General features: G+C 54.8%; 9 protein-coding genes. All 9 read left to right on the top strand.

The window, feature by feature from the left end:
- The first annotated feature begins 6 nt into the window (after positions 1-6).
- The 9 genes from BMZ79_RS29285 to BMZ79_RS29245 all read left to right on the top strand — a co-directional run bounded on the left by BMZ79_RS29285 (position 7) and on the right by BMZ79_RS29245 (position 11,876).
- Entirely contained in the window at positions 7-1,353 is a 1,347-nt protein-coding gene (locus BMZ79_RS29285; RefSeq protein ID WP_090647613.1) for a sulfatase family protein, read from the top strand.
- The gene (locus BMZ79_RS29280) at positions 1,350-2,834 is read left to right on the top strand and encodes a sulfatase family protein (RefSeq protein WP_090647609.1); all 1,485 of its coding nucleotides are present in this window, start codon (positions 1,350-1,352) and stop codon (positions 2,832-2,834) included. Before BMZ79_RS29285 ends, BMZ79_RS29280 begins: the two co-directional genes overlap by 4 nt.
- Positions 2,835-2,852: 18 nt before the next feature.
- Positions 2,853-4,364 (top strand): sulfatase family protein, encoded by a 1,512-nt coding sequence (locus BMZ79_RS29275; protein WP_090647606.1) that lies wholly within the window; start codon positions 2,853-2,855, stop codon positions 4,362-4,364.
- Between the two features lie 29 nt (positions 4,365-4,393).
- Complete coding sequence (locus tag BMZ79_RS29270; protein WP_090647604.1) at positions 4,394-5,758, top strand: glycoside hydrolase family 27 protein; 1,365 nt, start codon at positions 4,394-4,396, stop codon at positions 5,756-5,758.
- A gap of 13 nt (positions 5,759-5,771) precedes the next feature.
- Positions 5,772-7,121 carry a sulfatase family protein gene (locus tag BMZ79_RS29265; protein ID WP_090647601.1) on the top strand — a complete coding sequence of 450 codons (1,350 nt, stop codon included), beginning with the start codon at positions 5,772-5,774 and terminating at the stop codon, positions 7,119-7,121.
- 30 nt (positions 7,122-7,151) lie between these two features.
- Positions 7,152-7,997 (top strand): helix-turn-helix transcriptional regulator, encoded by an 846-nt coding sequence (locus BMZ79_RS29260; RefSeq protein ID WP_090647598.1) that lies wholly within the window; start codon positions 7,152-7,154, stop codon positions 7,995-7,997.
- A gap of 545 nt (positions 7,998-8,542) precedes the next feature.
- A complete protein-coding gene (locus BMZ79_RS29255) occupies positions 8,543-10,060 on the top strand; it encodes an extracellular solute-binding protein (RefSeq protein WP_090647596.1) in 1,518 nt (505 codons plus the stop codon).
- 24 nt (positions 10,061-10,084) lie between these two features.
- On the top strand, positions 10,085-11,002 hold the full coding sequence (locus tag BMZ79_RS29250) for an ABC transporter permease (RefSeq protein WP_090647593.1): 918 nt from the start codon (positions 10,085-10,087) through the stop codon (positions 11,000-11,002).
- A 1-nt stretch (position 11,003) separates the two neighbouring features.
- Positions 11,004-11,876 (top strand): carbohydrate ABC transporter permease, encoded by an 873-nt coding sequence (locus BMZ79_RS29245; RefSeq protein ID WP_090647591.1) that lies wholly within the window; start codon positions 11,004-11,006, stop codon positions 11,874-11,876.
- Positions 11,877-11,878: the final 2 nt, after the last annotated feature.

Here is an 11,878-nt window from a genome sequence, read left to right as displayed (position 1 = left end):
TGAACCGTGAGCAACTTTATCGTATTTCTATCGGACGAACACAATCCGTTCTATTCTTCCGTGTACGGCCATCCGTTCGTACAGACACCGAATATGGAACGGCTGGCGCGGCAGGGGACAGTATACCGGAACGCATACTGCCCGTCGCCGCTTTGCACGCCTAGTCGTTCTGCTTTCATCTCCGGCCGCCGGGTGCATGAGGTGCAAGCGTACAGCAATTGCAATGTCGATTTGCCCAATCATTTCCCTTCCTACGGCCGCGTGCTGCGAGATGAAGGGGTGCATGCGGTTCATTTCGGGAAAACGCATGTGTACGAGAAGGGCGAGAAGCTAGGCTTCTCGGAGATGCATTTGGCCAAGGACGGCAAAGCTCCAGGAGATATAAATTTCTCCCGAAGGCCGCTAGCCATCCGCAAGGATGCGGCGGAAAGAGCGCACGGCTATGGCGTCAAAGATGAAGCCTTCGACGCGGACCTTAAGGTCATGGACGCTGCCTTGCAGTGGCTTGAGGAGACGGCGCCGACGTTGGATGGCCCGTGGAGCCTGACAATCAATCTGATCAACCCCCATTTTCCCCAATGGAACACACAAGAATTGTGGGACCTTTACCCGCATGGCGAAGACCTTCCCCGCTTCGGCAAGGAGCAGGAGAGCGCCGATCATCCGTATGCCAGGGATTTGCGCGCGCACTTCGAGACGGATCTCTTCACGGAGGAGCAGGCTCGCGGACTCCGCAGAGGCTATCTCGGCAACGTTACCTTCATCGACCGGCAGATCGGCCGACTGCTGGATACGCTGCAGCGCACGGCCCAAGCGGACGGTACAAACGTGGTTTATACGTCGGACCACGGCGATATGCTCGGCAAATTCGGGATGTGGTGGAAGTGCTCGCTGTACGAAGATTCGGTTCGCATTCCAGTGATCGCGGCCGGACCGGACTTCGGCGCGGGAGCCGTTGTCGATACGCCGGTCGACCTGCTGGACGTGCAGGCTTCCATCTTCTTCGCCGTAGGCGCCGAGCGTCCGGCCGAATGGACGGGGAGTCCGCTTCAGACGATTCCCGCCTCCGATTCGGAAAGGGTCATTTTCTCTGAATACCACGGCCACGGCACGCGTTCGGGCGCTTATATGATCCGCAAGGGCGACTGGAAGCTGATTTACTACATGGAAGCGCCGCACCAACTGTTCCGGCTGAGCGACGATCCGGACGAGCTGCGCAACGTCTATTCGGAATTCCCCGACAAGGCGCGCGAGCTCGAAGACGAGCTTCGCCGTATCTGCGATCCCGAAGAGGAGAACGAGCGAGCTCATGCGTTTCAGGAGGAGCAGCTGAAAGCGCTCGCGGCGCGATGACCAGGCCCAACATCCTGATCTTCATGACCGACCAGCAGCAGGCTGAAGTTATCGCGCCAGGGCATCCTTGCCGTACGCCGAACGCGGTACGGCTTGCATCGGAGGGCGTCGCTTTCCGACGTACCTATACGACGATGACGCATTGTTGTCCGTCGCGGGCGTCCTTCATGACCGGGCTCTATCCGTCCCGGCACGGGATTCACAACAACGTCAGCAATGCGGCGGCGCTAGGAAGGGGGCTCCGGCCGGGCGCCGAGACGTTCTCCGAGAAGCTGCGCGCGGCAGGATACGATCTGTTTTTCTCCGGCAAGTGGCATGTATCCGCGGAGGAGAATCCGTCCGACCGGGGCTGGGAGGAGCTCATGGTCGTGGCGGGCAAGGACGCTCAGATGGGGCTTACCATACCGCAGTGGCAGGCCATGCCGCGGGAGGAGCCGGGGGCGGAACGAAGCCGCGGCGAACTCAGGCGTCCCGGATGGGGACCATACCGGCTGTACGGGATGTCGGAGACGGCTGCCGAGCATACGAGAGACGCCAAAGTCGTCGAGCAGGCCATCGGCAAGCTGCGGGAACTAAAAGACAGCGACAACCCATGGTGCCTGTATGTGGGCGTCACGGGACCGCATGATCCGTTTGTGATCCCCGAGCCTTACGCCAAGCTGTACAACCCTGCCGAGATTCCGCTGCCACCGAATTACGGCGATCCGCTCGCCGATAAGCCGGCCGTATACCGGCGCATGCGAAAGGTGTGGGACCAGCTTGCGCCTGAGGAAGTGCGGGAAGCGACGGCGCATTACTGGGGCTACTGCACACTAGTGGACGAGCTGCTGGGCAACGTGCTGGACGCGCTGGAAGCGACGGGGCAGGCCGAAAATACGCTGGTCCTCTTCCTCTCCGACCATGGGGAGAGTGGGGGCGCGCACGGACTGTACCTGAAGGGCATCAGCCCATTCGAGGAGACATACCGCCTTCCCTGCGTCGCTCGCTGGCCGAATGGCATCGTGGAGCCGGGAAGAGTCGTGGACGAACTGGTCAGCATCATGGACTGGGCTCCGACGTTCGTGGAGCTGGCCGAAGCAGAGGCACTAAACGAGTCCAACGGTGCGAGCTTAGCCGCCTGGCTCCGGAATGAACGGCCAGTTCGCTGGCGCGATGCCGTATACAGCCAGTGCAATGGTGTGGAAGTGTATTACACGCATCGCATGGTGCGGACGGAACGATACAAATTCGTGTATCACCCGACAGACGTCGACGAACTGTACGATCTGTCCGCCGATCCCTTCGAGCTGATCAATGTGGCGGACGCTCCCGAATACGCAAGCGTGAAGAAGGAGCTGTATCTGAAGCTGTGGGAGGAAGCGGCGCGGGTTGACGATATCATATTTAACAAATACGCGACCGTAGCTACGGCGGATTGGGGGCCGGCGCTTGCGATCGGGACCGATGCGAGCCAGCCAGGCCCGACTACACAGGACCATTAGAAACGGAGTTGATCTACGGTGAGCCGTAAACCGAATATTCTGCTCATTACGAGCGACCAACAGCATTGGAATACGATCGGCGCGTTCCAGCCAGACATCTCGACGCCGAATCTGGACCGTCTGGTCCGGGAAGGAACGACCTTCACCCGGGCTTACTGCCCGAACCCGACGTGCACGCCGACGCGCAGCTCGTTGATCACTGGGCAGTACCCAAGCCAGCACGGCGCATGGTCGCTCGGCACGAAGTTGTCGGAGAAAGCTCACACAGTCGGGGAAGATTTCCTTCAGGCCGGATACGAGACGGCGTTAATCGGCAAGGCGCACTTCCAGCCACTCGCTTCGACGGAGGAGTATCCGTCCATCGAATCGTATCCGCTGCTGCAGGATTTGGATTACTGGCGGCGTTTCGACGAGACGTTCTACGGCTTCCGTCACGTCGAACTGGCCCGGAACCATACGAACGAGGCCCACGCAGGGCAGCATTACGCGATTTGGCTGGAAGAGAAGGGTTGCCTTAATTGGCGCGATTACTTCCAACCGCCGACCGGCACGATGGACAAGAAGCACCGCCACCACTGGCCGATCCCGGAGGAATTCCACTATGACGCCTGGATCGCCGAACGTACCAACGCGCAGCTTGAGCGTTACAAGCGGGAGGAGCAGCCGTTCTTCCTGTGGGCGAGCTTCTTTGACCCGCATCCGCCGTACCTGGTGCCGGAGCCTTGGGATACGATGTACGACCCGAAGCAGCTGACGCTGCAGGGCTTGCACGCCGGGGAGCATGAAGCGAACCCGCCGCACTTCCGCTTGACCCAAGAGGAGGAGCCAGATTTCTCGGCCTACCGCGAATCGGGCTTCGGCATGCACGGCTTCCGGTCGCATCTGCATCAGGAAGAGGCACTCCGCAAAGACGTGGCCGTATATTACGGCATGACGAGCCTGATGGATCGATATATCGGGCGCATCCTCGATAAGCTCGACGAACTTGGCCTGGCGGAAGATACGCTGATCGTTTTCACGTCCGACCACGGCCATCTATTCGGGCAGCACGGTCTGATCGCCAAGGGCCCGTTCCATTACGAAGACCTGATCCGCGTTCCGATGATCGTTCGCTACCCTGGCCGCGTACCGGCAGGCCGCTTGTCGGCATCGATGCAATCGCTGGTTGACATTGCCCCGACGCTGCTCGCCTATGCGGGGTTGCCGATCCCCGCCACGATGACGGGCAAGGACCAGAGCGAGGTATGGAACGGCAAGCGCGAGTCCGTTCGTAACCATATCTTGTGCGAGAACCATCACGAACCAACGACCATTCATCTGAAAACGTACGTCGACGAGCGATACAAGCTAACCGTTTATTACAATCGGCCATATGGCGAGCTGTTCGACCTGCAGGAGGACCCAGACGAGGTGCGGAACTTGTGGAACGAACCTGCGCATGCGGCACTGAAGTCGGAACTGCTACTCCGGTACGCCTGGGCGGAGCTGGGCAAAGAGCCGCTGCCGATGCCCCGGATCGCCGGTGCTTAAGCGACCTTTTGCACAAAGGAGGATTTACGGTGAACGGAATCGAACATGAAGCTGGCCTAGAGGGGACGCCGCTGCGGTTGACTCCTCGCCCGCCGCTGGGCTGGAACAGCTTCGACTGCTACGGCTGCGCCGCGCCGGAGGAGGCGCTGCTCCGCAATGCCGAAGCGATGGCCGAGCTTTTGAAGCCGGCAGGTTACGACTATTTTGTTGTGGACAACGGCTGGTTTGCGGAGTATGAACTCGCGGAAGGTAGTCGTTATCCCAGCGTTCGCCATGCGGACGACGTGCACGTGGACGAATACGGCAGGCTGCAGCCGTCGCGCTGTTATTTTCCGAACGGAATCCGGCGGCTCATCGACCGCGTCCACGAGCTGGAGTTGAAATTCGGCATCCATGTAATGAGAGGCATCCCCCGCAAGGCTGTCATGCTGAACCTGCCCGTGTACGGCACGCCTTACCGGGCCGCTGACATTGCCGATACGGAAGATACCTGCGTCTGGTGCCCCTACAACTACGGCGTCAACATTGATCATCCCGGGGCACAAGCTTACTACGATTCTTGGATTCACATGTTGGCCGGATGGGGCGTCGACTTTATCAAAGCGGACGACATCACCGGGCATCCCCGGGAGATCGATGCCATCGCGAAGGCGATCCGCACCTCGGGACGGGACATCGTGCTCAGCCTGTCTCCGGGCGGCCAGACGACGCCTGCGAACATAGACGTCTACCAGCAGGCGAACATGCTCCGGACGACGCGCGATATTTGGGACAACCGGGCCGATCTGGATAAAGCGTTTCATGCCTGGAGCGTCTACAACGAGTTCCGGCAAGAAGGATTCTGGCTCGATCTGGACATGATTCCGTTCGGCCATCTGCAGCTGTGGAAGCCGCGAACCGACGGCTCGTCCTACAAGGAAAGCGTGGCGGAGGAGCAGCTGAGCGGCAAAGGCTTCGAGCGGATGAGCGGTCTATCGGCAAACCAGAAACTGACCTTCATCACGATCCGTGCGATGGCGGCATCGCCGCTTTTCATGGGTGGAGATCTACCGACCTCCGACGATTTTTCCTTCTCGCTTATTACGAATCCGGACATGCTGGCGTGTAACCAAAACGGCGTCATGGGGTACAAGGTGCATGCGGGCGAAGGACTCGAAGTTTGGAAGAGTCCGCACCGTGCCGATGCGCGACAAGGCTGGATCGGCGTGTTTAACCGCACGACGGAGAAACGGAAAGCGCGCCTCAGTTTGGAGCAGCTGGCCTTGAACGAGTCGGAGGCGCCTTCGTTTCGATCGATCTGGGCGCCGCGTTCGCATGTGCTTCAAGGCGGCGTCTTGTCCGCGGACATCGAAGGGGACGGCGTGCTGTTTCTGCATTACCATTACCAAGAATAGGAGTTGAATCAAGATGGCCAAAAGAGATTCGCAGCCGAACGTGATCGTTTTCTTCACGGATCAACAGCGCTGGGATACGACCGGCGCTCATGGCAACCCGCTAGGACTGACGCCCAACTTCGATCGGATGGCAGTGCAAGGTACGCATCTGTACCATTCCTTTACCTGCCAGCCGGTATGCGGTCCGGCGCGTTCGGTATTCCAGTCGGGGCTGTACCCGACGACGACCGGATGCTACCGCAACAAAATACCGCTTCCGAAGGGGACGAAGACGCTTGCGCACCATTTCCGCGGGGCGGGCTACAAAACCGGATATATTGGCAAATGGCATCTGGCAGACGAAAACCCAGTAACCGAGAAAGGACGCGGCGGATATGAATATTGGCTTGCGGCTAATGCGCTTGAGATGACTTCAGATTCATACGACACCGTCGTCTTCAATAACGATAACGAGCGCGTAAAGCTACCGGGATATCGCGTGGACGCCTTGACGGATGCGGCTATCCGGTTTATCGACGCGGAGAAGGAACAGCCGTTCTTCCTCTTCCTGTCCTTCCTTGAGCCTCATCATCAGAATCATCGGGACGACTATCCTTCGCCCGACGTCTACCGTGAATCCTATACCGGAAGATGGACCCCGCCGGATCTGGCGGCACTCGGTGGCACAAGCGCGCAGCACCTAGGCGGTTACTACGGGATGGTGAAGCGGCTCGACGAAGCGCTCGGGCGGATCTTTGACGCTGTCAAGAGCCTGGAGCTTGCCGATGACACGATTATTTTGTTCACCTCCGATCACGGCTGTCACTTCAAGACACGCAATAGCGAATACAAACGTTCGTGCCACGAGAGCTCGATCCGTGTCCCGACGGCGGCGATCGGACCTGGTTTTAACAGCCGGGGACAAATCCGCGAACTCGTCAGCTTAATTGATTTGGCGCCAACGCTGCTCGATGCGGCCGGCATCCCTGTACCGGATGTCATGCAGGGGCGGTCGATTCTACCTTTGCTGCACAGGGATACGAAGGAATGGCCGGACGACGTCTACATTCAGATCAGCGAAGCGCAAGTCGGGCGGTCGATCCGGACTTCTCGTTGGAAATATTCTGTCTCCTCTGCCGATCCGATCCAGGATTCGTCTTCATCCGATGTTTATTATGAGGAGTATCTGTACGATCTTTTGGCCGACCCTTACGAGTTGACGAACCTGATTGGCTTCGAGTCGCATCAAGAAGTAACGGCTGCGTTGCGGGAACGCCTGCTACGGCGGATGGTTGAAGCCGGCGAACAACCAGCGAGGATTGAGCCAGTGGAGAGTAAGCGTAGTGGACAACGGCGCGTATTGGAAGCCGAGGTTCGCTTGTAAGGCTGGGGAACCGGCCAAGAGGGTAAGTTTATGATTGAATATGGTCATGAGTACGCTGAATACTTGTACCACACGCCCTCCGATTTTGAGAAAAGCGGCGGACTGTGGGCCATTCGGGCCGGCCGTAACAAGGCAAAGTCGAATTATCAGGTCGGGCCCAGGGTGATTGAGTGTTATTCCGTTCATGCAATTATCGGTGGAAACATGACGCTAGCTTTCGACAATGAGACCGTTCGGCTTCGCAGCGGAGATCTGTTCTGCCTTTTTCCCGGATTGCGGTACAGCTATCAACTGGCCGAGAATGAAGATCCGCTGCGCATGTATTGGCTGGCCTTCCAAGGTAGTCAAGCGGAGAAGCTGGTGGAACGTATCGGATTTAGCCGAGCGAAGCCGTATGTAACCGATCGCTGGATGCTGGAACATGAACGAACGATGACTGCCATTCAAGATCTGCTGCGGGATAAGGCTGAATATGACGAAGCACTGCTGCAGTTGAAGTTATATCAGTTCTTCGTGACATTGTCTCTTCGGGCCAGCGAGCTGACCAAAACCGAGGAGACGGCAGATTGGCTGAAACGAAGTATTCAGTATATGAACACGCATTATACGGAAAATATTGCAGTCTCCGATGTGGTTAAGGTGGCAGGTGTTCATCGCTCCCATCTCTATCAGGAATGCAGCCGTCTTATCGGATGTAGCCCGATGCAATATATCATTAAGCTTCGTATGGAGAAAGGAAGGGAACTACTGAAGGACACCGGGTTTAGCGTGACGGAAATTGCTTTATCCGTAGGTTATCCGGATCTTTTCTCCTTCTCCAGAGCTTTTAGCAAATATTACGGAATGTCGCCGACTCAAGCTAAACAGACAAATTAATAAACGGCACTAGACAAAATGATATGCTCCTCCACCTTTTTTCCTATCTGTTGGACTGGACGAGTCTTATAGGGATAATCTTCCAAAACCAAAGCCCTTGAAAATCAAGGGCTTTTTTGTGATGGATACACATCGTTTGCCACCTCGTGGTGTGCCGCCCGGCCCAGGGCTTTCCGGTCTACCCGACAAAATGACAAATGCAGACTAGACAAAATGATATTTGATTCCAGAAAACTTGCGATTAATATAATTGCATGCCCGCAAAACATAGTATATCAGTAGGAATAGTAAGCGAAATTTATGGGGATTCAATCCGACGGAAGCAGGTGGCGGAGTTGAAGAGAGTTTCTCCTGCGCAACATTTGGGTGGGATTGGAAAGAAACGATATAGGTGCCATGGGTATCCCGTGCGTAAGGAGGGTGCAACAAGTTGAATTGTCAATTTGCCGAAAAGCGGATATCGGAAATAGAGTAACTCCTCCGGAGGCAAGGTTAGAAAAAAACAGCTTTAGAACATATGAAAAACAGGGAGAGATTACAAAGTCATGAAAAAAAGAAGTTTGGCATTATTGGCGCTGGCAACAAGTCTGAGCCTAGCGGGCTGTGAATCCAAACCAGCCGCAACGAGCGCGCCTGCGGCCAATGCACAGGATGACAGCAGCGAGAAATTGACGATCAATTTGATGGTATCGAGCAATCAAGGCGGAGGTTGGCCGGACAACAATCCGGTGCTGCTGGCGCTGGACAAAAAACTGAATATCGATTTGAAAATCCAGTGGATTCCGACGGACGATTACAAGGATAAACTGAACGTGCTCGCCGCGTCGGGCAATTTCCCCGACGTATACGAGATCGGCGATACGGCGTTATACCAGAAATGGCAGGTCAAAAACATTTTTCTCGATTATACGCCCTACCTCGCTCAATATCCGAACTTCACGACATATTTGGGGGCGGATGCGATGGAAATCCTGAACCCGAAAGGCAAAGTATACGGATTACCGAAATACGTGCCGGAATTCAGGGATAACCTTGCCATTCGGCAGGATTGGCTGGATAAGCTTCATTTGAAAGCGCCGACCACAGTCGACGAATTTTACGAGACGGCAAAAGCGTTCGTCAATGACGATCCCGACGGAGACGGGAAGAAGGATACCATCGGCTTTAGCTTTGCCTTGAATAAGAATGGCGGCTTTAACAACCTGGATTATCTGATGGGTGCTTTTGGCCTCGGCAACCAATGGAAGCTGGTGGACGGAAAGCTTGTGCCGTATCAGTTGCAAACGAAAGAGTTGACGGACTTCATCGGCTTCCTTCGTAAAGCTTATTCCGAAGGCGTGCTCGATAAAGATTTTGCGGTCAACAAAAATCGGGAGCCGCTCGATAAATTCGAAGCGAACAAAAGCGGCATCCATTATGTGAACGCGAACCAACTGCAAACGGTCACGATGACCACTCTTAAAAAAGTAGCTCCGGACGCGCAGGTTGTTCAATTGACGCCTCCGAAAGGACCGACGGGGCTGCAGGCCACCGTTACGTCAGTCAGCTTGGGGAAAATCGTCATCAACAATAAAATCGACCCGAAAAAGCAGCAGCGTATTGTAAAGCTGCTCGACTATATGCTCTCGGACGAAGGCTACGACTTGATCAAGAACGGCGTAGAAGGCATCCATTACAAGAAGGTCGGAGACGACAAATACGAGAAGCTGCCCGCTTTCGATCAGGATAGACCTTATCTTCTGTCCACCTGGTTCTTCCGCAGATTCGACCCGAATATTCAAATCCGTAAATGGGACGATCAGGAGTATGCCAAATCCGTGTTTCAGTGGATTGAGAACGGCTCGAAATACAAGTGGCCGAATCCGGCGGTTGGCTTGCAGTCGGACACGGCGGTCCAGCTCGGAACGCAGCTGAATCAGGAATGGCTCACAACCATGGTCAATATTATCGTAGGCAAAGAACCGTTGGATAATATCGAAAAAGCGGCGAAGGCTTGGAGATCGGGCGGCGGCGATCAAATCGTGAAGGAAATCAACGATCAATACGTCTTGACACAGTCGTAATCATACAGGTTTGGGGATGAAAGCATGCGAGGCGGAAATGGCAAGCTGAAGCTGCGGATCCGGCAGGATATTCCACTGTATATCATGATCCTGCCGGGGTTCCTTTATTTTATTATCTTCAAGTATATTCCGATGGGCGGATTAATCATTGCATTTCAGAACTACGATCCGTTTGAAGGGTTTTTGCATAGTCCATGGGTCGGGCTGGACAACTTTCATCAGTTGTTCGCCGAACAAGACTTTATGAAGCTGCTCAGCAATACGCTGGTGCTGAGCTCGATCAATTTATTTTTGTTCTTTCCTGCTCCCATCGTGTTTACGCTGTTGCTGAACGAGATCAGAGTCCGTTGGTTTGGCAGACTGGTACAGACGGTGACGTATATGCCTCATTTCGTTTCATGGGTTGTCGTCGTGGGCATGATGGTCATCTTTTTTTCTACCCAAGATGGCATGTTCAATAATTATCTCGAAAATCACGGGATGAAGCGGGTCGAGCTGTTGACCGATCCGGTCTATTTCCGGTGGGTGTATTTGCTCCAAAATATATGGAAAGAGACTGGATGGAGCGCGATCATCTTCATTGCGGCACTGGCATCCGTCGATCCGTCGCTGTACGAAGCCGCCGTGATGGATGGAGCCAGTAGATGGAGGCAGATGCTTCATGTCAGTCTCCCCGCCCTCAAATCAACGATTGTCGTTCTGTTTATTCTAAGACTCGGCCATGTGATGGATATCGGATTCGAGCATATATTCCTGATGCAAAACTCGCTCAACCTGGGGGTTTCGGACGTCTTTGATACGTTTGTATACAGAATCGGCATACAATCGGCTGAATTCAGCTACAGCACGGCGGTCGGACTGTTTAAGTCCCTTGTCGGGCTCATTCTCATCATCGTATTCAACGCGCTTTCGAAAAAAATCGGCGAGGAAGGAGTGTACTGAAATGGCGAGTCTTACCTTGCGGCGTTCTGATATTCTGTTCAGAATCATCATATATACCGCTTGCGGCTTTGCTTTTGCAGCTATTTTCCTCCCCTTCCTCTATCTCGTTGTCATCTCCTTCTCCACTAGGGAAGAGGCAATCACCCGGGGTTTCTATCTGATTCCCTCAAGGTTCACATGGAATTCGTACGGCTATTTGATCAACAACCGTAATTTCGTAGATGCCCTTCGAAGTTCTGTCTACATTACGGCGGTTGGAACCGTCATCAACATTGTGCTGACTGCACTTATGGCGTACGGCTTGTCCAAGCCGTACTTGGCGGGAAGAAGATGGATCAATTTCATGGTGCTGTTCACGATGCTGTTCAGCGGCGGGATTATCCCTACTTATCTGGTCATCAAAGGACTGCATCTATTGGATAGCTACTGGTCGTTGTGGCTAAGCGGAGCGGTTGCGTCTTTTAACTTGATCGTCATGCGCAGCTTTTTCAGCAGGTTTCCGAGCGAATTGGAAGAAGCGGCTAGAATCGACGGATGCAAGGAGTTCCGTTTGCTATGGAACATTGTCGTGCCGCTGTCCATGCCGGCGATCATGACCTTTTTATTATTTTATTTGGTCAACAACTGGAATACGTATTTTTCCGCCATTATCTATCTGGACGATTCGGCAAAATGGCCGCTTCAAGTGTATTTGCGGCAAATGCTGCTGGCGGCGAACGATTCGTCCAACGCAGACGAGCTGAATGGCTTCGAATACGGTCCTCCGGTCAAAATGGCCGCCGTTCTTATTGCCGCATTGCCGCTACTCGCCATTTATCCGCTGTTCCAAAAGTACTTCAACAAAGGGATGCTGCTCGGTTCCATCAAAGGATAATC

Source organism: Paenibacillus sp. UNC496MF, from assembly GCF_900113915.1.
In the GTDB taxonomy this organism is placed as follows: domain Bacteria; phylum Bacillota; class Bacilli; order Paenibacillales; family Paenibacillaceae; genus Paenibacillus_Z; species Paenibacillus_Z artemisiicola.
The sequence above is the reverse complement of the archived record's forward strand: the minus strand, read 5'-3'. Positions and strand labels throughout refer to the sequence as shown.